17 protein-coding genes and 3 pseudogenes are annotated in these 19,362 nt (G+C 71.9%); 17 read left to right on the top strand and 3 right to left on the bottom strand.

Annotated features, from left to right (window positions below; translation table 11 throughout):
* Positions 1-69 precede the first annotated feature (69 nt).
* The 12 genes from B5P21_RS04135 (at position 70) to B5P21_RS04080 (ending at position 9,159) form a co-directional block, all read left to right on the top strand.
* The gene (locus B5P21_RS04135; RefSeq protein ID WP_133064163.1) at positions 70-2,052 is read left to right on the top strand and encodes a hypothetical protein; all 1,983 of its coding nucleotides are present in this window, start codon (positions 70-72) and stop codon (positions 2,050-2,052) included.
* A 4-nt stretch (positions 2,053-2,056) separates the two neighbouring features.
* Positions 2,057-2,830 (top strand): hypothetical protein, encoded by a 774-nt coding sequence (locus tag B5P21_RS04130; RefSeq protein WP_045526939.1) that lies wholly within the window; start codon positions 2,057-2,059, stop codon positions 2,828-2,830.
* A gap of 445 nt (positions 2,831-3,275) precedes the next feature.
* The gene (locus B5P21_RS17165; RefSeq protein WP_246865244.1) at positions 3,276-3,470 is read left to right on the top strand and encodes a hypothetical protein; all 195 of its coding nucleotides are present in this window, start codon (positions 3,276-3,278) and stop codon (positions 3,468-3,470) included.
* 255 nt (positions 3,471-3,725) lie between these two features.
* Positions 3,726-4,172, top strand: coding sequence for a hypothetical protein (locus tag B5P21_RS17035; RefSeq protein WP_201775088.1), 447 nt, complete (start codon positions 3,726-3,728; stop codon positions 4,170-4,172).
* Positions 4,160-4,852 carry a hypothetical protein gene (locus tag B5P21_RS04115; RefSeq protein WP_210433760.1) on the top strand — a complete coding sequence of 231 codons (693 nt, stop codon included), beginning with the start codon at positions 4,160-4,162 and terminating at the stop codon, positions 4,850-4,852. Before B5P21_RS17035 ends, B5P21_RS04115 begins: the two co-directional genes overlap by 13 nt.
* A 5-nt stretch (positions 4,853-4,857) precedes the next feature.
* Positions 4,858-5,436, top strand: coding sequence for a hypothetical protein (locus tag B5P21_RS04110; RefSeq protein WP_045526932.1), 579 nt, complete (start codon positions 4,858-4,860; stop codon positions 5,434-5,436).
* Entirely contained in the window at positions 5,433-5,750 is a 318-nt protein-coding gene (locus tag B5P21_RS04105; RefSeq protein ID WP_094170798.1) for a hypothetical protein, read from the top strand. Before B5P21_RS04110 ends, B5P21_RS04105 begins: the two co-directional genes overlap by 4 nt.
* 81 nt (positions 5,751-5,831) lie before the next feature.
* Complete coding sequence (locus B5P21_RS04100; protein WP_094170797.1) at positions 5,832-6,791, top strand: IS481-like element IS1122 family transposase; 960 nt, start codon at positions 5,832-5,834, stop codon at positions 6,789-6,791.
* A 150-nt stretch (positions 6,792-6,941) separates the two neighbouring features.
* Entirely contained in the window at positions 6,942-7,208 is a 267-nt protein-coding gene (locus tag B5P21_RS04095) for a hypothetical protein (RefSeq protein WP_094170796.1), read from the top strand.
* Positions 7,208-8,533: a type IV secretory system conjugative DNA transfer family protein gene (locus B5P21_RS04090; protein WP_133064162.1), complete on the top strand. Its 1,326-nt coding sequence runs from the start codon at positions 7,208-7,210 to the stop codon at positions 8,531-8,533. Before B5P21_RS04095 ends, B5P21_RS04090 begins: the two co-directional genes overlap by 1 nt.
* Positions 8,534-8,581: 48 nt before the next feature.
* Positions 8,582-8,923 (top strand): hypothetical protein, encoded by a 342-nt coding sequence (locus B5P21_RS04085; protein ID WP_045529411.1) that lies wholly within the window; start codon positions 8,582-8,584, stop codon positions 8,921-8,923.
* A complete protein-coding gene (locus B5P21_RS04080) occupies positions 8,869-9,159 on the top strand; it encodes a hypothetical protein (protein ID WP_045529412.1) in 291 nt (96 codons plus the stop codon). Before B5P21_RS04085 ends, B5P21_RS04080 begins: the two co-directional genes overlap by 55 nt.
* Before the next feature lie 611 nt (positions 9,160-9,770).
* Here the strand turns inward: B5P21_RS04080 and B5P21_RS04075 are convergent.
* Positions 9,771-10,883, bottom strand: a complete 1,113-nt coding sequence (locus tag B5P21_RS04075) for a type I restriction endonuclease (protein WP_094170795.1) — start codon at positions 10,881-10,883, stop codon at positions 9,771-9,773.
* A gap of 236 nt (positions 10,884-11,119) precedes the next feature.
* On the opposite strand from B5P21_RS04075, the gene B5P21_RS04070 reads away from it, so the two are divergent.
* Together B5P21_RS04070 and B5P21_RS04060 are read left to right on the top strand one after the other, a co-directional pair.
* Positions 11,120-11,698, top strand: a complete 579-nt coding sequence (locus B5P21_RS04070) for a hypothetical protein (RefSeq protein WP_094170794.1) — start codon at positions 11,120-11,122, stop codon at positions 11,696-11,698.
* A 575-nt stretch (positions 11,699-12,273) separates the two neighbouring features.
* Positions 12,274-13,470 (top strand): LLM class flavin-dependent oxidoreductase, encoded by a 1,197-nt coding sequence (locus tag B5P21_RS04060; RefSeq protein WP_080939336.1) that lies wholly within the window; start codon positions 12,274-12,276, stop codon positions 13,468-13,470.
* A gap of 22 nt (positions 13,471-13,492) precedes the next feature.
* Here the strand turns inward: B5P21_RS04060 and B5P21_RS04055 are convergent, their stop codons facing one another.
* Positions 13,493-14,095, bottom strand: a complete 603-nt coding sequence (locus B5P21_RS04055; RefSeq protein ID WP_094170792.1) for a hypothetical protein — start codon at positions 14,093-14,095, stop codon at positions 13,493-13,495.
* Between the two features lie 165 nt (positions 14,096-14,260).
* Here B5P21_RS04055 and B5P21_RS04050 point away from each other — a divergent pair.
* The 3 pseudogenes from B5P21_RS04050 to B5P21_RS16765 all read left to right on the top strand — a co-directional run.
* A pseudogene (locus tag B5P21_RS04050) lies at positions 14,261-15,628 on the top strand (purine-cytosine permease family protein).
* Positions 15,625-16,876: pseudogene (locus B5P21_RS17030) on the top strand (hydantoinase/oxoprolinase N-terminal domain-containing protein); the annotation flags it as partial. The pseudogenes B5P21_RS04050 and B5P21_RS17030, both read left to right, overlap by 4 nt.
* A 78-nt stretch (positions 16,877-16,954) precedes the next feature.
* Positions 16,955-17,569 (top strand): annotated as a pseudogene (locus tag B5P21_RS16765) (PucR family transcriptional regulator); the annotation flags it as partial.
* 45 nt (positions 17,570-17,614) lie between these two features.
* Here B5P21_RS16765 and B5P21_RS04040 read toward each other — a convergent pair.
* A complete protein-coding gene (locus tag B5P21_RS04040; protein WP_094171388.1) occupies positions 17,615-19,222 on the bottom strand; it encodes an SNIPE associated domain-containing protein in 1,608 nt (535 codons plus the stop codon).
* Positions 19,223-19,362: the final 140 nt, after the last annotated feature.

The following is a 19,362-nucleotide window of genomic DNA, read 5'->3' as shown; positions in this document are numbered from 1 at the left end:
ACCCCGGTGACCGGCCGTCGGCTGCCGCTACTTTCAGCGCATGATCAGGTCAGCCGCCCCGTGCACCCCGTGACGAGGCGCCGACCGACCCGGGCCGCGCCGGGGGCGCGCGGGCGCCGACGCCTCGCCGCCGTGCTGGGCATCGCCATCGCCCTCGCCCTCAGCGCCTGCGGGGCGGTGATCGACACCACGATGACCGTGGACGCCGGCGGATCCGGCTCCCGCCAGATGACCGTCACGCTGAGCCAGCAGGACCTCGCCAAGGTCCCGGGCGGCTCGGCCGCCATCGACGCGTCCATCCGCCGGCACCTGCCGTCCCCGCTGGCCTACTCGGGCATCACCGGCACCGCCGACGGCGGCATCACCGCGACCCTCACGCTCGCGTTCTCCTCCCCCGCGGACTACTCGCGCGAGGTCGCCGCGCTCCTCTCCTCGCGCACGGGCTCGTCTGCGCCCCGGTTCGCGGTCACCGACTCCGCGCTCGTGCGGGGCATCGACCTGCAGGAGTCGTTCACGAGCAGCGACCTGCTGGGGTGGATGTTCTCCGGCCTGATCGTGGACGGCAGCGAGGGCGTCGGATCGCTGCGCGAAGAGGGGCGCGCGGCCGTCGTGTTCGCGGGAGAGCGGCACACGGACGTCGGGGATCCGCTCTCCTACTCGCACGAGGAGAACCACGGCTTCGACGGCGTCTCGATGGCGACGGACGCATCCGACCCGGGGCGAATCACGCGGACGATCACGTTCCGCGCCGAGCCGGGAAGGGACCAGGCCGACCAGGCGCGCCTCGACGCGTTCGTCCGGGGCGCCATGCCTGCGGGAGGAGAGGTCGCCGCACCCGAGCCGGGCACGTGGACGATGGCCTTCACCGGCGCCGCGGTGGCGATCCAGGCGGACACGACGACCGCGCTCGGCGGCGGCGCCACGACCTTCGCGGTCGACATCTCCCCGCGGGCGGACGACCCCTCGCAGGAGGTCCTGCAGCTCACCGACACGGCGTCGTGCGCGGCGGTGTGCGCAGTCGACGCCATCGGGCGCAGCGGGGTGCCCGATCGCTTCACCGCAGGCGCCGACTACTCCCCGGAGTCGATGGACGTGGGGTCGACCACCGCCGGCCCCGTGAGCTTCGTGCTCAGCCCGCCCATCTCGTCGGTCTCATCGCACCTCTCCGTCGGCTCCGGCGGGGACGTCATCGGCACGACCACCATCGTCGTCCCGACCTCCAGCGCCGACGCCGTCGGGGACGGGTTCCTGCAGCGCTACCGGCCGGATCCGGACCTCGGCACGATCGCCTCCGACGCGGGGCCGGACAGCACGACCTACACCGTGACCATCACGGGCGCGAGCGTCGAGGACTTCGCGGACCGGTATGCGAGGTGGGTCCCGGGAGCGTCCGTCGGAGCGCGGGTGGTGGACGGCGGGTTCCTCGTCCACCACTCGGAGTACGCGATCGCCCCCGGCTTCGACGCCCTCGCGTCCGGTCACCGCGTCCTCGACGGCACCGACGTGACGCTGGACCTCCCGTTCGGCTCTTGGGTCGACGGGGCGCGGGGCGGCTCGGGCGCAGACGGCGCCCGGATCACCGTGATCCGCACGAGCAGCCTGACGCCGGCGGGCGTCGCCGCCGCGGCCGTCCTGGCACTCGCGCTCGCCGTCGGGCTCGCGCTCCTGATCCGGCGTCGACGGGCGGTGGCGGCGTGCGTCGCCACAGCACGGGCGCGGCTGGACGCAGCGCTGGCCGCGCGACGCCGGACCCGGCTCGACGCGCGGCTCGCGATCGAGCCGGCCCTCGGCGCCGGCGCGGCGGAGCGCGGCTCGCTGCTCGCGCTCCCGGCACCGGCCCCGTCCGCCATGGTCGGCGTTCGCACGGGTGCGCTCGACATGGATCCGCCGCGCGAGGCGGCCGGCGGACCTCCCCGCCACGGGGCGCTGTCCATGACCCCGCCGCGCCGCAGCACGGGCACGCGACCGACCCTGCTCGGCGCCCGACCCACCTCGGCCACGATGTCCACCACCGCACGCACCACCGACCGCACCGACCCCTGGGGAGCCTGACCGCATGTTCGAACCGCAGATGGATGACGACGCCGCGACGAAGCCGATCGCCGAGGACGGCAGCGGAGGCGTCACGGCTCCGCCCGCACCGACGCATCCGTTCCGGCTGCTGCCGGACGAGACCGTGCTCGGCACCTACCCCGTCGCGCGCCGCACCCGACCGCTCGGCCGCCTGGTGAGCTACCTCTTCGTCACCGACTCCCGCGTGATCTACTCCGCCGAGGCCAAGACGGTCACGTCCTCGTCCACGTACTCGCGCGAGTACAAGATCGACAAGGTCGACGGCATCGAGGTGGGCCGCGACACCGGCTACGACGCGCTCGGCGTGGCCGCGCTCGCCGGTACCGCGATCAACCTCCTCGTCAGCCTCATCGCCTGGCTGGTGCTCGTGGGCGCCGACTCCTCCAGCCTCGACGGGCTCGCGTGGCTGTTCGGCGTGGGCACCTTCTTCGCCGTCGTCCTGGGGGTGATCGGGTTCTTCGTGCTCCGCAGCAGGGCGGCGGTCCTCGGCGTGATCACCGGCAGCCAGCGGCAGGAGATCACCACGCGGCACGACGTGGCGAAGATCCTCTTCGTGCTCGTCCTCTTCGTCGCGCTGGGGGTCATCGCGCTCCTCGGCGCAGCGCTCTGGGTGCTGCTGCGGGAGCTGGGCATCGTCAGCGCGTCCGATGCGGGCCTCTACATCCGCACCGACGACCTCGACCGGATCTCGTACGAGGCCGGTGCGCTGATCCTCGACGCCCAGGCACGCGGCAAGCTCGCGGGTACGTGGGACTGACCGGCCGCACGATCGCGGATCACGCAGCAGACGGGGAGACACATGCACGTCGTACAGCTGGGCCAGCTCCGGGACTCCGGACCGACGCCGGACATCACCATCCAGGACCCCGTGACGAACGAAGCCCGGAGCTACACCCTCACGCCGCGGCTCCTCGACCTGATCCGACGCGTCGACCCGGTCGCCGCCGACCAGCCCTTCACGGCGGATGAACGGCGGATCCTCCGCAACATGGCCGGGATCGGGGTCATCGCGCTCGTCCCCGATGACGCTCCGTTCGCACGCTTCGACTTCCTCCCGGTCACCCGGACCGACATCCTCTTCGACGCGGCGCTCGAGGAGGGGTACCGCCTCAGCTCCGAGCCGGGGGGGTCCGTTCGAGCTGAGCGAGTACGGCGCGAGGTTCCTGCACGAGGCCGACGGCCGGCGCACCCTCGGGGAGATCATGCGGAGCGTCCGGGACCGCGCGCTCGACGATGACGACGAGCGCCGGGAGATCGAGGAGGACGAGCGTCGCGGCATCCTGTTCGACGATCTGCTCCGGGATGAGGCCTTCCGGTTCGCGAAGGCCTGCGCCGCGAATCCCGCCCTCAGCCTCGAGCCGAGCCGCACCCGCCCGGCGGACGCGCTCCCCGCGTAGATCCCCTCATCCCGCAGTCCACGATCCCCTCGGAGGAACACCATGCACGTCGTACCGCTCGGCCACATGTGCGACTCCGCAGGCGCACCCACCGTCACCGTCCAGGATCCGCTCACCGAGGAGGCGAGGAGCTACTCGCTCAGCCCGCCCCTCGCGGATCTGATCCCGTCGCTCGACCCCCGGGAGACCGACAGGGCGTTCACGGAGGAGGAGTCCCGGCTGCTTGAGGGCATGGCGCGCCTGGGGGTCGTCGCGGTGTTCGACGACGACGCTCCGCTCACGGCTCTCCGCTTCATCCCCGTCACCCGCGCCGACGTCAGGTTCGACGCGGCGCTAGCCGATGGCTTCCGCTTCGACTCCGACCTCCATCGGCCGTTCGAGCTGAGCGAGTACGGGACGCGTCTGCTGGAGAAGGTCGACGGCCGCACAGACATGGGTGCGATCGCGGAAGCGGTCCTGCGGGAGGCGCTCGCCGACGAAGGCGACCGGGAGGAGATCGAGGAGCGCTTCCGCCTCCATGGGCAGAGCTTCGAGGACGTCCTCGTCGCCGAGTCATATCGCTTCGTGGATGCACTGCGTGGGAACCCGACGGTGACCTTCGAGCCCGCGCCCGCGGCGTCGGTCATCGGCGAGTCCCACGCCAGCGCTCCTCCGGCGACAGCCATCACGACGACGGAGAGGAGGGCGGCATGCACGTCATAGTGCTCGGACATCTGAGCGAGGTGGACGGTGAGCCCAATGTCACCATCCAGGACCCTCGGACGGAGGAGAGGAAGGGGTATCGGCTCGACCCGTCCATGTACGCGTTGCTGCACGAGCTCGACCCGACGGAGACGGTCCACGACTTCACGCCGGAGGAATGGCGATACCTCCGCGGCTTCGCTCGTCTCGGAGTCGTGGCCATCACCAGCGACCGCGACTCCGTCGACGAGTTGACGTTCGTCCCCGTCCCGCGGGCCGACATCCGCTTCGTCGGCATGACCGATGGCGGCTATCAGCTGACGTCGACGCTCGGCCGGACATTCGAGCTGAGCGAGCACAGCACCCGCTTCCTCGGGATGGCCGACAGCAGGCGGAGTCTCACGGAGATCGTCACGTCCGTCCAGCAGGAGGCCCTCGCGCGCGCGGAGGAGCAGCCCGACATCGAGGAGATCGAACGCGATTCGGGCATGTCCTTCGGCGAGTTCCTCGAAGCCGAGGCGTACCGGTTCATCCGAGCGCTCCGCGGGAACGAGGCCGTCTCGTTCGAGCCGCACGCGATCCCCCTGGCCGTGGATGAGCCGATCGCGGGTCAGGCGGAGCCAGGCAGACTCCCCCCCAACGGGCGAGTCCGGCGAGTGAACACGCATCGCACCCCACTCACAGCACCCTCGAGAGGATGAACGAAATGCGCGTCGTGCAGCTCGGCCACATCGCCGAATTCGATGGCCGCCACAACATGGCCGTCCAGGATCCCCTCACGCGCAAGGCCGCGAGCTACGACCTCACCCCGCAGGCGCTCGAGCTCCTCCTCTCCCTCGACCCCACCGAGACCGGCCGCGTGTTCACCCCGGAAGAGCATCGCCTCCTCGAGATCTGCACCGCTCTCCGCATGGTCGCGCTCATCGAGGACGGAGCGCCCCTCTCCAAGCTGTCGATCATCCCGGCTCCTCGGTACGACGTGATCCTCGACGCGATCCTCGACGACGGCTACCGCTTCACGTCGGAGGTGGACGACCCCTTCGAGCTCACCGAGTACGGGGGAAGGTTCCTGCTCCGGGTCGACGGCGAACGCACCCTCGGGGAGATCGCTCTCGCAGTGAAGGAGGACGCGCTCGCGAACGAGGAGGACCGCGCCGCGATCCGCGTCGGCGAGGTGGAGCTGCAGCAGACGTTCGACGAGTACATCGAGGACGAGGCCTTCCGATTCATCGCCGCCCTGCGCGGGCGGGAAGCGATCACGTTCGAGGCGACCGCCGGGACATGAGAGGCAGGACGTTCATCGGCGGGGGCCTCCTGGGAGGAACCGTCGTCATCGCGTCGCTGGGCGGGGCACCGCACCTCGCGGACTCCGACCCCGAGGCACTCCTCGACGGCATCGAGGCGGTCGCCGTGACACCCACCGAGAGGAGAGAGGAGCTGGAAGCGCGCCTCGACGAGGCGAGCATCTCGTCTGACGACGAGACTCCATCGCTCCGGGACGACCTCCCGGAGCCCGACGCCATCGAATCGACGGGCACTACGTCGGTCGCCGTCGATCCCGTCGAATCCGAGCCGGGCGCTAGCTGTACCCGGCCATGACGTTGGTGACACTTCGGGGCGTGTGAGGAGGCCTCCTGGCTTGATGGAGCTGTCTAGTTCTGCCACTGCCAGGAGGCCTCGATGTCCCACGCTAATGCTCGTCTGACGGTTCACGGGAGGGTTCTCCTCGTGCGGCGGGTGGTCGAGGATCGTCGGCCGGTCTCGCATGTCGCGCGCGAACTCGGTGTGTCGCGTCAGTGCGCGCATCGGTGGGTGAATCGGTTCCGGTCCGAGGGCTTCGAAGGCTTGTCGGACCGGTCCTCGAGGCCGAGACGGGTGCCGACGAGGACGAGCCCGGAACGAGAACGAGCCGTCGTGGAAGCGAGGACCCGATTGCGATCAGGTCCTGCCCGGTTGGCGCCGGTGACCGGTGTTCCAGCCCGCACGATCTCCCGCGTCCTGCGGCGGCACGGGGCACCGCCGTTGGCATGGTTGGACCCCGTCACCGGGGCCGTGATCCGGGCATCCCGGTCGACGGCAAACCGGTACGAGCATGAGCATCCCGGCGACCTGATCCACGTCGACGTGAAGAAGCTCGGCCGGATCCCGGACGGCGGCGGCTGGCGGGCGCATGGCCGCAGCGAACAGGTTCGTGGTCGTGGGATCGGGTTCGATTACGTCCACGCCGTGGTCGATGACCACACCCGCCTCGCCTACGCGGAGATCCACCCGGACGAGAAGGGCGTGACCGCGGCAGGGTTCCTGACCCGGGCCGCGGCGTACTTCGCCGAGCACGGCATCACCCGCATCGAACGGGTCCTGACGGACAACGCGTTCGCCTACCGGCACTCGGCCGCGTTCCAGAACGCGGTCACGCAGCTCGGTGCGAGGCAGAAGTTCATCCGCCCGCACTGCCCCTGGCAGAACGGCAAGGTCGAACGCTTCAACCGCACCCTCGCGACCGAGTGGGCCTACCGGCAACCCTTCACCAGCAACCAAGCCAGAACCGACGCCCTTGATCCGTGGATCCAGCACTACAACACTGAACGAATCCACTCGAGCCACGGGCTGACGCCCGCGGCCCGAGAGTCACCAACGTGATGACTCAGTACAGCTAGCGGGGGCGCGCCAGCGCCGGCCGGTGGATCCGCGGATCCGGCGACCGGAGCAGAACCGGAGCCCGAACCCGAACCTGAACCCGAACCTGAACCTGAACCTGAACCTGAACCTGCACCTGAGGATGCAGCTTCCGTGCTTCCCCGGAGAGCCGACGCGCCCCAGGGCGGCGTGGAGGAGACGGCGACGGATGCGACCGCGAGCGACCCGCCCGTCGGACCGGAAAGCGCTCCCGCGGATGTCGACTCGTCGGGCGACCGAGAAGTCGTGGAAGAGGCAGCGCCCGAGGCGGGCGGAGAGCAGCAGGTGGATGCTGCGGCGCCTGAGCCATCGACGCCGTCGGAGGGCTCCGAGTACGCCGGTCCGGACCCCGACACCGACGACCCCGAACCGGAGTGGTGATGCCCTACTCGGAGGAGGTCGTCAGCGGCACCGCGCTGCGGGACTGCGCGGGGCACATCGGCCCGCGGCCGGCGGAGTTCGGCGTGCACGGCGGCGCCGGCACGAGCATCGGGTTCGACGACGCGATGCTCGGCCGGCACGTGCTCTACCTCGGCGGCATCGGCACCGGGAAGACCGTCGGCATCTCCGCGCTCGTCGCCTCCGTGCGCGCGAGCATGACCGCCGACGACGTGATGGTCGTGTTCGACACCAAGGGCGACTACCACGAGACGTTCCACCGGCCGGGCGACGCAGTGATCGCCGCGACGCTCGCCGACGAGTTCGCGGGGCAGGTCTCCTGGAACCTGTTCGAGGAATTCCGCGCGCTGCCACCGGGCCGCCTGCCCGAGGACGAGATCTTCGAGATGTGCAGCGGCCTGTTCTCCCGTCTCATCGCCGACGCCGGCGACAACGCGTACTTCGCCAATGCCGCACGCGACGTGTTCACGGCCCTCGTCACGGCGATGTACCGGGCATCCGAGGAGCGCTCGAACCGCGACATCCGCATGATCGTCGGCGGCATGGGCATCGGCGAGATGCACGCGCTATTGGACCGACCGGGCAACGCCGACCTCCGCGGCGCGCGCCACTACATCGCCAAGGAGGGGTCGAACTCGACCATGGCGACGATGGCGTTCATGCAGCAGGTGATCCAGGAGTCGTTCCGGTCGTCGTTCGGGCGACCGGGCGACTTCTCCATCCGCGCGTTCCTCCGGGCGAAGGGAGCGCGGGCACTCTTCCTCGAGTACGACATCGCCTCGGGCAGCACGCTCGCCCCGGTCTTCACGACCATGCTCGACGTCGCGATGAAGGAGGCCATGTCGCGCCGCCGCGCCGCCGGGCGCGTGTTCTTCGTGCTCGACGAGTTCGCGCTGCTCCCCGAGCTGACGCACCTCTCCGACGGCGTGAACTTCGGCCGCTCGCTCGGGTTGCGGTTCATCGTCGGCACGCAGAACGTCAAGCAGGTGCAGGAGATGTACGGGCCCGAGATGGCCGCGTCGGTGCTGTCGGCGTTCGGATCCGTGTTCGCGTTCCGCCTCTACGACGGGGACTCGCGGCGCTTCGTCGGCGACCGATTCGGCGCGAACCGCAAGCTGACGCGGTTCGACGCGTCGGTGCGCGGATCCGGTCTCCGCGAGGAGGTCATCACGGGGGCGGTGGTGGAGGACTGGGACCTCTCGAGCCTCGGCGTCGGCACCTGCGTCGCGGCGCTGCCGGACGGCTCGCCGGTGCGCTTCCGGTTCGCGCCGCCGTCGGTACCATCGCCAGCCGGGGTGCGCGCCTGAGCTCGCGCGACGCATCGACGCAATCCCACGACAGCAAGAAGAGGACCCATGCACGTCGTCCCGCTCGGGTACATCGGCGAGTTCGAGGGCAAGCCGAGCCTCGCGCTGCTGGATCCCCTCACGTCGGAGACCAGGCACCACACGCTCGCGCCGGAGACGGCCCAGCTGCTGCGGTCGATCGACCCGACCCTGCCCGACCAGGATCTCGACGAGCAGGAGCGCCGTCTCCTCGTGGGATACGCGAAGCTCGGCATCGTCGCCCTCATCGGCGACGACGCACCTCTCTCGGCCCTGGACGTCATACCCGTGCCCGTGTGGACATCATCCTCGACGAGGTGCTCGACGACGGATACCGCTTCAGCTCGGGATCCGACGAGCCGTTCGAGCTGACCGAGTACGGCGCCCGGTTCCTCACCAAGGCCGACGGCCGACGCACGCTCGGGGAGATCGCCGAGGCGGCGCGCGACGAGGCCCTCGCGGACGACGCCGACCGCGCCGCGATCGAGGAGGGCGTGGCACGCACCGGGCAGTCGTTTGAGCGCTGCCTCATGGACGAGGCCTACCACCTCATCTCCGCCCTCCAGGGTCGCGTGGCTGTGACATTCGAGGCGACCGGGCGACCGTGAAGGGGCGCCGGGTCCTGGGAGGCGTCCTCGTCGGAGGAGCCGCGTTCATCGGCACCGAGGGCGTCCCCCCTCAGGCCGACGGACCGGATCCGAACGCGCTGCTGGACAGCGTCGAGGCAGAAGCCGTGACACCCGTCGAGAGACGCGAGGAGCAGGAGGAGCGGATCGGAGCCGCGCGCGATTCGACCCGGAGCGACGCCCCGGCTCTCCGAGGCGACCTGCCTCATCCGCAGGATCTCCCCGTGGACGGGACGAGGTCGCTTCCCGTGGCTTCGGCGGGCGAGCGCGAGGGGCGCCCAGGATGGCCAGCGGAGGACGGTGACCCCGCGACGGCGAGCGCAGGCGCCTCTCCATCTGCGGGGACACGCCCCACCGGACCGCCGACGGCGATCGTCCGACGTGCGATGCCGGCCGCGACACGGCTCGGGAGGGGCACCGGTCGCCGTGATGCGCCCGGCCGACGCGGCCGGTGACCGCGCACGACGGAAGGGTCCGGAGCGCACGCTGATCGGAGCGGGCTCGGATCCACGGATCCGGAACGCCGCCCTCGTCTCCCCGACGAGATGCGGTGAGGTGAGGCGCAGCCCGTCCGTCCCGGTCGGCGCCTCGGACTACGTGCCGACCGGCTCCCCCGCATGGACCCGGATGGCCTCCCGGATCGTGTCCGCGTGCGCGTAGATCTCGTCGAGCGATCCGATCGGGTGGCGCGTCTCGACCTTGTGCGCGTCGAAGAGCCCGAGGTACTTCTGCCTCTTGCCGTTGAAGTGGAGGCGCGCGATGGGCTTGCGGTTGTTGTCGTCGAGGAGGATCGCGAGGTACGACTTCGCGTCGCGGTGCACCACCCGCTGCGGCTTCACCTCGCTGCAGGCGATGGCCTTGACGATCTGGTAGCCCTCGAGCTCCTCGAGCGTCGTCTCGATCTCGGTGTCGCGGTCGAGGTCGGCCTCCACGGCCTCCTCGCTCGTGATCACGTCAGCGGACACGGCTGTCGGCGCCGACGGGAACGCGGGAGCCCCGAGCGCCGTCTTCAGGCGGTCGTTCACCTGCTCGTTCAGATCCTGCTTGGACGCCTTGCCGACGAGCGTCGTGAACTGGTCGCGCACCTTCTCCGTGAACATGCCGTCGTAGACGCGCCGGGTGAGGAGCTTCACCCATTCCGGGGTCGGCTCGCGGAACTCGGCGGCGATGGCGCGCTTCAACGCGCCGACGTACTTGAGCTCGCCGGCCGCGCTGATGATCGAGTCGAGGTCGAAGACGTCCTTCGTGAGCTTCGTCAGCTCGGGCAGCAGGGGCTCGTCGATGTCGGCGAGGTCGAGCACCAGGAACGGCTTCTCGTCCATGCGGTTCGGCGCGTCGAGGTCCGTGTAGAAGTGGTAGACCTCGCCGTTCGTGAGCACCGCGATGCGCGCGTTCGTCACGGCGAAGTAGCGGAAGAGCTGCGACGCGTGCTCGATCTTGAGCGGCTCCGTCGACTTCTTGCACTCGATGAGGATCTGCACCTCGCCGTCGCGCATGATCGCGTAGTCGATCTTCTCGCCCTTCTTGAGGCCGAGGTCCGCCGTGAACTCGGGGACCACCTCGAGCGGGTTGAACACGTCGTATCCGAGGATCGTGGAGATGAACGGCATGATGAACGCGTTCTTCGTCGCCTCCTCCGTCTGGATGGCCTCGCGCTGGTTGCGCACCTTCAGGGCCAGGGCGGCCAGTCGTTCGGCGAATTCCATGGGGACTCCCTCGTCTCGGTGATGCCGACGATACAGATGTCGATGCGCGCACATGGAGATGCGGGTGCCCCCATTTCGGGACGACGTCGACTCGCGCGGGTGACCCCGGGGACGCGAACGCGGGATGGCCGCCCGATCGCTACAGTCGATGCCCGCGCACCGCCCCGCACCGCGCCAGACGCGCAGTGCACGTCCCCGGCTCCGAGCCGCCGCCGTCCTCACGGAGGGAGATCACCATGCATGTCATCCAGCTCGGCTACCTGGGGGTCCTCGACGGGCAGCCGAACCTCGCGCTGCAGGATCCCCTCACGCGACGGACGCGTCACTTCAGCCCCCGTCCCGAGGACGCGGAGCTGCTCCGGTCCATCGACCCGACGCGCACGGACCAGGAGTTCTCGGAGGAGGAGCGGCGCCGACTCGTCGGATTCGCCCGGCTCGGGATCGTCGCCCTCTACGGCGACGACGCTCCGCTGTCCGCCCTCGACGTGATCCCCGCGCCGCGGGTGGACATCGTCCTCGACGCGGTGCTCGACGACGGGTACCGCTTCACCTCGGCATCCGACGAGCCGTTCGAGCTGACGGAGTACGGCGCTCGCTTCCTCTACAAGGTCGACGGTCGACGGACGCTCGGGGAGATCGCGCTCGCCACGCGTGATGACGCGCTCGCGGACGACGCCGACCGGGCGGCCATCGAGGAGGGCGTGCAGCGAATCGGGCTGTCGTTCGAGGAGTTCCTCACCGTGGAGGCCTACCGCTTCGTCTCCGCTCTCCGCGGGCGCGTGGCGCTGACCTTCGAGACGACCGAGGACGAGTGAACGGACGCGCGATCGTCAGCGGCGCGGTGGCAGGAGGCGTCGCGGTCGTCGGCGCGCTGGGCGCCCTCACGCCAACCCCAGGACCCGACCCCCGGACCCTGCTCGACGCCGTGGAGGCCGCCGCGGTCACGGCGGACGAGAGACGGGACGAGCGGGAGGAATGGATCACGGCCGGGCGTGACGCCACGGCGGACGACGCACCGAGCCTCGGATCCCCGTCCCCGCGGCCGCAGGACCTGCCGAGCGGGACGACCCCCTCCGTGCGCGTCCTGCCCGCGGCGAGCCCGCGTAGGCGGATCCCTCTCCCTCACCGACCCGACCGCGGGCGGGGCCGCTGAGGCCGAGGCCCCCTGCGCCGACCCGACCGCACCGAGTCCGCGGTCGCGCCGCGGCCGGCCCGTGGACAGCTCGCCCGGACCAGTCCCGCGCCGATGAGACTGGGCACCGCGCCGTGGGGCGATCCGGGAGGCGCGACCGGCATCACCGGCTCACCGCGCTCGGCGTCTCGGCGTCTCGGCGTCTCGGGCAGCGTCCACGTCGCCGGATGGTCATCACCGAACACGAGGAGTCGACGCATGCCCGATGCCGAACGCGGATCCGGAACCACGCCGTCCACCGAGACGGGCGTAGCCCCCGGCACGGGCCGGCCCCCACGCCACGCCCCGCTCTCCGTCCTCGACCTGGTCCCCGTCTCCGCCGGGTCGTCGTCCGCCGACGCGCTGCGCGACAGCGTCGACCTGTCGATGCGCGCCGAGGCGGCCGGTTACGCGCGGTACTGGCTCGCCGAGCACCACATGAACCCCGGGCTCGCGGGATCCAGCCCGCACGCCATGCTGGCCGCCGTCGCCGCGGCGACCCGCTCCATCCGCGTCGGCTCGGCGGCGACCCTCATCGGGAACCACAGCGCCCTGCAGGTGGCCGAGGCGTTCGGCACCGTCACGGGGCTCTACGGACCGCGGTTCGACCTGGGGCTCGGCCGCAGCCCGATGCCGCCGAAGCGACCTGCCGGGGCGGGAGCCGATGCCGGCGCCGACGCGGAGGGCCGTGTCGTCGACGGCCTCGTCGTGCCCGCGCGCACCGTGATGTTCCGGGACCGGTCGCGGGCCCAGCTGCAGGCGCGGCTCCTCCGACGCGGGGACTCCGAGGTCGCGCCCTTCGGCGAGACGGTGGACGACCTGCTCGCCTTCCTCGACGGGACGTACGCGGATCCGGAGATCGGGCCGATCGCGGCCCCGCCGTCGGACGCGTCGGCCGTCGAGGTGTGGATCCACGGGTCGTCCGCCGGCGAGAGCGCCCGCGTCGCCGGATCCCGCGGGCTGCCATTCGGCGCCAACTACCACTCGACGCCGTGGGGCGTCCTCGACGCCGTCGCGGCGTACCGAGCGCACTTCGTCCCGGGCGTGCTCGCCGCCCCGCACGTGATCGTCTCGGCCGACGTGCTCGTGGCCGACACCGATGCGGAGGCCCGGCGCCTCGCCTCCGGCTTCGCGCGCTGGGTGCTCTCGATCCGCTCGGGCCGCGGCGCGATCCCCTACCCGGCCCCCGACGACGAGGCAGCCGCACCGCTCGACGCCGCCGAGCTCGCGCAGGTGCAGGACCGCCTCGACACGCGCATCGTCGGGGATCCCGCGACGGTCGTGCGGGACCTGGAGACGCTCCGGCGCGTCACGGGAGCTGACGAGCTGCTGATCACGACGACGGCACACGATGCCGCGGACCGGATCCGCTCCTACGAGCTGCTGGCCGAGGCGTGGGGGCCACGCGGGCTCTGAGCGGTTCCGCGCGCGCGACGCATCAGCGCGGGTCCCCGTCCTCATCCGCCTCCCGGCGCTTCCGCTCGATGGCGTCGCGGTATCTCCGCATGGCCCGTGCCCCGGCACGACGGCGGATCTCCTCCACGTCGGGGGCGAAGGTCTCGCGGGTCATCTCCTTCAGCTCGGCGTACTTCCCGTCGAACTCGTCCTGCGTCATGCCGGGCTCCCACGGGCGCAGCCAGGCGATCTGCACGGCCTCGACGAGCGCCCACGCCGCCCCCACCGCCGCAGCCATCACGAACGATCCGCTCACGAGTCGACCCACGGCCACCACCGCGACCAGCGCGACGAGCGGGGGCACGAGCGCGAAGTCCCAGCCGCCGGGCGACGAGAGCTTCCGGCGCCGGGCGAAGGGATCCTCGACCAGGACCTCGATCAGCGCGCCGACTGCGACGGACACGGCGACGAGCGCGACCAGTTCGGCGGGGCCCCGCGGCGGGACGGCGGGTAGGAGGGTCGCCAGCCACAGGAGCACGAGGACGGCCGGCGTCGTGACGGCTCCGAGGACGAGATGCCCGAGGAGCGCCGGCCCGAAGCCGGGAGGCTCCCACGTGTCGGGGTTGCGTGGTCGATCCGCTGTCATCAGGTCGTCCATCCTCGCCGAGCTGACGGACCCGCGCCGCGTCCCTCCCCCAGCACACCGCCCCGCTTCACACCCCCGACACGACACCCTGCACATGGCGCCCTCCTCGGGCCGATACCTACGCTGTGGCAACCCGTTGCCGCAGGCATCCCCCGAGGAGTCCCCATGGCATCCACCACACCCGACGACTACGCGCTCGCGCGGGTCCCGCAGGAGGCGCGCTACCGCTGGTTCCCGATCGCCACGCAGCGCGTCGGCCAGCTCTCGGCGCTGAGCGCCTTCGTCGTCGCCGCGACGCTCGGCTTCAGCATGAGCTTCTAGGACGCCTTCGGGGCGATCACCATCGGCGGCGTGATCCTCGAGGTCGTCTGCATCTTCACGGGCCTCATCGGGCAGCGCGAAGGACTGAACACGTCGATCCTGTCGCGCTGGACGGGCTTCGGGCACGACGGGTCGGCGCTCATCGGCCTGGCCATCGGCATCAGCCTCATCGGCTGGTTCGGGATCCAGTCGGGCGTCTCCGCGTCCGGCCTCAACTCGATCATGCCGTGGCTGCCGGTGTGGGCCTGGTCGCTGGCGTTCGGCCTCCTCATCACCGCGGTCGTGATGCTCGGCTTCCACGGGATGCAGTGGGTCGCGAACGTCGCCGTTCCCCTCTTCCTGGTGCTCGTCGGCTGGGCCGTGGTGATCGAGCTGCAGAAGCACGACATCTCGGAGCTCGTGACGCAGCCGGCGCCGGGCCCGCAGATGTCGATCATCGCGGGCGCCTCGTTCCTGGCCGGCGGCTTCATCGTCGGCGCGCTCATCTCGCCCGACCAGACGCGCTACAACCGGTCGGCCGCGGACGTCGTGAAGCAGACGGTCGTGAGCATCACGGTCGGCGAGTACCTCACGGGGCTGTCCGGCGTGCTGCTCGCGCACGCGGTGCGCACGGCCGACGTCTCGGCCATCATCCTGTCCTCGATCGGCTGGGTCGGGGTGCTCGTGATCCTGCTGGGCACGACCAAGATCAACGACTGGAACCTGTACTCGTCGGGCCTCGGCATCGTGAACCTCATCGACACGGTGTTCGGGCGACGGGTGAACCGGGCGCTCGTGACGGTCGTCGTCGGCGTGATCGGTTCGGTGCTCGCGGCGGCCGGGATCCTCGGGCAGTTCACCGCGTTCCTCACCCTGCTGGGCGTGGCGTTCCCGCCGATCGTGGGGATCATGATCGCCGAGTACTTCGTCGTGAGGAACTGGCGGCCGGGGCTCGACGCGTCGCGCGAGGCGGGCGCGCTCCCGGCGAGCGCGCCGCGCTGGGTGCCCGTGAGCCTCGCGATCTGGCTCGTGTCGGCGCTCGTCGGCTACTACGCGACCTTCGGCCTCGGCAGCCTCAACGCCGTCATCACGGCCTTCGTGCTCTACGCGGTGCTCGGCAAGGCGGGGCTGATCCGCGGCGTCGGCGAGGTGCGCACCGAGACGGTCGCGCAACCCGCCCCCGGGGTCGCGACGCCGGAGGCGGCGACCGCGGGGAAGGTGGCCGCGCGATGAGGATCGGCATCGACGTCGGCGGCACCGACACGGACGCCGTGCTCATGGACGGCGACCGGGTCGTCGTCGGCATCAAGTCCTCGACCACCGAGGACGTGACGAGCGGCATCGTCGGCGCGCTCGCGGAGCTCGACCGGCAGCACCCGTTCGACCCCGCCGACATCGACGGCGTGATGATCGGCACGACCCACTTCCTCGACGCGCTCGTCGAGGCCAGGCGGCTCGCGCCCACGGCGGCCGTGCGGCTCGCGCTGCCCGCCACCGCGTCGCTGCCGCCGTTCGTCGACTGGCCCGGGGAGCTCGTGGCGGCGGTGCGGGGCACGGGCTACCTCGCGCACGGCGGCCACGAGCTCGACGGGCGGGTGATCGCGCCGCTCGACCACGACGAGCTGAAGCGGCACGCAGCGGACATCGCCGCGCGCGGTGCGCGGGCACGGGATCACCGCTCCCCTCCACCTGTCGCAGAACGACGGCACGCTCATGGGCGTGGACTTCGCGCGCCGCTACCCGGTCGCGACCTTCGCCTCCGGCCCCACCAAGTCGATGCGCGGCGCGGCCCTGCTCTCCGGCCTCGGCACGTGCGCGGTCGTCGACATCGGCGGCACCACGAGCGACGTGGGCGTGCTCGCGGGCGGGTTCCCGCGGGAGGCGACCGCCGAGATCAGCGTCGCGGGCGTCCGCACGAACTTCCGCATGCCCGACGTGCTCTCCATCGGCATCGGCGGCGGATCCCGCGTACGCGGCGACGGCGACCTGGTCGGCCCCGACTCGGTTGGCTACGAGCTCCGCCGTCGGGCGCTCGTGTTCGGCGGCGACACCCTCACGACCACGGACGTCGCGGTCGCGGCCGGCATGGTCGACGTGGGCGACCCGGCGTGCGTGGCGCACCTCTCGCCGCAGCTCGTCCGGCGCGCGCTCGACACCATCGCGATGCGCGTCGCCGACGTCGTGGAGCGCAAGCGCACGTCGTCCGCGCCGCCGCCCGTCGTGGCGGTCGGCGGCGGGTCGATCCTGCTGCCGGAGTCGCTCGAGGGCCTCGGCCGGGTGCATCGCCCCGAGAACTTCGCCGTCGCCAACGCGGTCGGCGCGGCCATCGCGCAGGTCTCCGGCGAGCTCGACCGCGTCTACAGCGTCAGCGAGGGATCCCGCCAGCAGGCCCTCGACGACGCCAGGCAGGAGGCCGTCGGGCGCGCGGTCGCCGCGGGCGCCTCCCCCTCCACCGTGGAGCTCGTCGACTTCGACGAGCTCCTCGAGGCGGGCGTTTCCCCCGGCGCCGGGCTCCTCCGCCGCGCGCTCGAGCTGGGCTGGCGCGTCGAGGGCTGGCACATGGGGATCCGCGTCGTGTCGCGCCAGGACGCCGACCTGGTCGGCCGCCGCTACGAGCTCATCGAGGCGCTGGCGGCGGAGGGCCTCGACGTGGGCGTGGTCGACCAGGGCGACGGCTGGGCCGCGTGGATCTCCTTCGCGCTCGAGCCCGACGTCCCGACCGCGAACGACGCCGCCCGCGCGGTCCGCCGCGCCCAGCAGCGCTGGGACGACGACCTGCCGAGCGACGTCGGCGTCGGCCGCGTGCACCGCGGCCCCGCGGGCATCGCGCGGTCCCTGGCCGAGGCCGCCGACGCCGCCCGCCTCGCCGCGTCCCGCCCGCAGTCCGGCCGCTTCCTGCACGTCGACCGCCTGGGCCTCGCCCAGCTCCTCCCCGCCTGGACCCAGACCGACGCCTTCCAGCCCGCCGCCCTCGAGCTCCTCGCCCCGCTCCGCCGCCAGACCACGGGCGACCTGCTCACGACGCTCGCCACCTACCTCGACGCGGAGTCGTCGGTCGCGGAGACCGCCTCGATCCTCGCGGTGCACCGCACCACGGTGGCCGAGCGGATCCAGCGCGTGCAGCGCAGCCTGCAGGTCGACCCCCAGGACGCCGAGACGCGCCTCGCCCTGCACCTCGCGTGCCGCACGGTGCTGGCGGCGGGCGGTTGGGGCCGGCCGTCAGGAGGCCGGGACCGGCTCCGCCCCGTCGAGCGCGCGACTGGCCCGGTACTCCTCCGCCGCCGGGTGCAGGGCGAACTCGACGATCTCCACCGCGTGCGCCTTCAGGGCGTCGAGCACCTCGTCGGGCGTGACGTAGAAGAACTCGCGCCGGAGGTTGATCCGGTTCACCCGGTGCTCCGCGAACGTCCGGTGCAGCATCGCCTCGACGCCCACCGCATCGTCGGCGAAGAACAGCGCGTGGACGTCGAAGCGGAACGGCACGGACGCGTCGCCGAGCTCGACCACCCGGTCCATCGGCTCGAGCCGCCGCGTCATGCCGATCTTCACCATCCGCTCGCCGAACGCCCCCACGTTGGAGATCACGTAGACGTATCCGGCGCGCACGTTCGCCGCGCGGTAGTCGACATCCACGAGCGCGCGGTCGACGTCGTCGATCCGGTCCCGCATGCGCGCCGCGCCCTCGACGTCGCCGTTGGTCTCCAGCGCGGCCAGGGTCGCGGCGTAGTGGGCGCGCTCCTTGTCGAGGCGATCGCGCTCGGCCTGCAATTCCGCCGTCGCCTTCGCCTGCTCGCGGAGCTCCGCCCGGCGCTCCCGCTCCATCTCCTTCTCCGCCTGCAGCACGCGGAGGTGCGCGCTCGCGAGCTGCAGCTCCTCGAGCCGCAGCTCGTGGTATCCGTCCTCGATGCGGAGGTCGATCATCGTGCCGCTCTTCGCGATCTGCTCCGCCGCCCGGGTCAGCCGGTTCTGCGCGACGTGGAGGCTGCCCGCCCTGGTCGCCTTCACGGCGTTCTCCGCCTCGGCGTTGTAGGCGCGCAGCAGCACCTTCGACATGTCGCTCACGAAGCGCCGCCCCTGCGCCTCGGATCCGTTGAACGTGAACCCGGACGTGGCCGTCACCGCCCGCTTGTCCCGGACGGCGTTCTTGATCGTGTACCGCAGCGCCTCCAGGCGCGACGCGAGCTCGGCCGAGGACTCCGCCGGGTGGTCGTAGTCGAACAGGCCCACGCCCTGCAGCTCCGCCGTCGCAGTCACGTCGACGAGCTCGGCGCGCGCGGTCGCGAGCTCCGCGTCGACGGCGCGCCGGGTCTCGATCCGCTCGTGCACGGCCTCGTCCACCGCCTGGAGCTCGGCCTCGGCCCGGATGCGCGCGGCCCGGGCGCCCGCCTCGGCCCGGTCGCGCGTCGCCGCCGCCTCCGCCTCGGCCCGGAGTCGCTCCGCCCCGGCCCCCGCGAGGATCCGGTCGCGCTCCTCCCGCGCCGCGGCGACCAGCGCGGTCGCGGCGTCGGCCCCGGTGCGCCGGGCGGACTCGGCCTCCGACGCCGCGTGGGCGCGGTAGTCGTCCACCTCGGTGAACTCGCGCATGCCGTGGCGCCGGATCAGGTCCTCGAGCTGCGCGATGTGCGCCTCGGCCGCCGCGGCCCGCTCCCGGGCCTCGCGCTTCGAGAGGCGGTCGACGGGCGCCGCGGCGGGCGCGACCGGCACCGGCTCCTGCTCCGTCTGTGTGACCTCGGGCTTCGGCTGCACGTGCTCGGTCCACCGCTCGCCGTCCCACCAGCGGACGAAGCGGGGATCCTGGTCGTCGTACCAGCCGGCGGCAGCGCTCATCCCCTCAGGCTAGGCAGCCGCCCCGGCCGCCAGGAGCCCCCGTTCGAGGCGGCGTCCGCCCTCCCCCTGTGGACGCTCGCCCGCTCCACCCAGGTGCCGCGCCTACCGTCGACATCACCGCTCTCCCGCCGCACGCGCGG

The organism is Clavibacter michiganensis subsp. insidiosus (genome assembly GCF_002240565.1).
Taxonomy (GTDB): domain Bacteria; phylum Actinomycetota; class Actinomycetes; order Actinomycetales; family Microbacteriaceae; genus Clavibacter; species Clavibacter insidiosus.
The sequence above is the reverse complement of the archived record's forward strand: the minus strand, read 5'-3'. Positions and strand labels throughout refer to the sequence as shown.

Bases quoted from the DNA above. Each gene is read 5' to 3' on its own strand.
- B5P21_RS04130 (WP_045526939.1), top strand. From the start codon at position 2,057: ATGTTCGAACCGCAGATGGATGACGACGCCGCGACGAAGCCGATCGCC.
- B5P21_RS17165 (WP_246865244.1), top strand. From the start codon at position 3,276: ATGCGGAGCGTCCGGGACCGCGCGCTCGACGATGACGACGAGCGCCGG.
- B5P21_RS04115 (WP_210433760.1), top strand. From the start codon at position 4,160: ATGCACGTCATAGTGCTCGGACATCTGAGCGAGGTGGACGGTGAGCCC.
- B5P21_RS04110 (WP_045526932.1), top strand. From the start codon at position 4,858: ATGCGCGTCGTGCAGCTCGGCCACATCGCCGAATTCGATGGCCGCCAC.
- B5P21_RS04105 (WP_094170798.1), top strand. From the start codon at position 5,433: ATGAGAGGCAGGACGTTCATCGGCGGGGGCCTCCTGGGAGGAACCGTC.
- B5P21_RS04100 (WP_094170797.1), top strand. From the start codon at position 5,832: ATGTCCCACGCTAATGCTCGTCTGACGGTTCACGGGAGGGTTCTCCTC.
- B5P21_RS04090 (WP_133064162.1), top strand. From the start codon at position 7,208: ATGCCCTACTCGGAGGAGGTCGTCAGCGGCACCGCGCTGCGGGACTGC.
- B5P21_RS04085 (WP_045529411.1), top strand. From the start codon at position 8,582: ATGCACGTCGTCCCGCTCGGGTACATCGGCGAGTTCGAGGGCAAGCCG.
- B5P21_RS04075 (WP_094170795.1), bottom strand. From the start codon at position 10,883: ATGGAATTCGCCGAACGACTGGCCGCCCTGGCCCTGAAGGTGCGCAAC.
- B5P21_RS04070 (WP_094170794.1), top strand. From the start codon at position 11,120: ATGCATGTCATCCAGCTCGGCTACCTGGGGGTCCTCGACGGGCAGCCG.
- B5P21_RS04060 (WP_080939336.1), top strand. From the start codon at position 12,274: ATGCCCGATGCCGAACGCGGATCCGGAACCACGCCGTCCACCGAGACG.
- B5P21_RS04055 (WP_094170792.1), bottom strand. From the start codon at position 14,095: ATGACAGCGGATCGACCACGCAACCCCGACACGTGGGAGCCTCCCGGC.
- B5P21_RS04040 (WP_094171388.1), bottom strand. From the start codon at position 19,222: ATGAGCGCTGCCGCCGGCTGGTACGACGACCAGGATCCCCGCTTCGTC.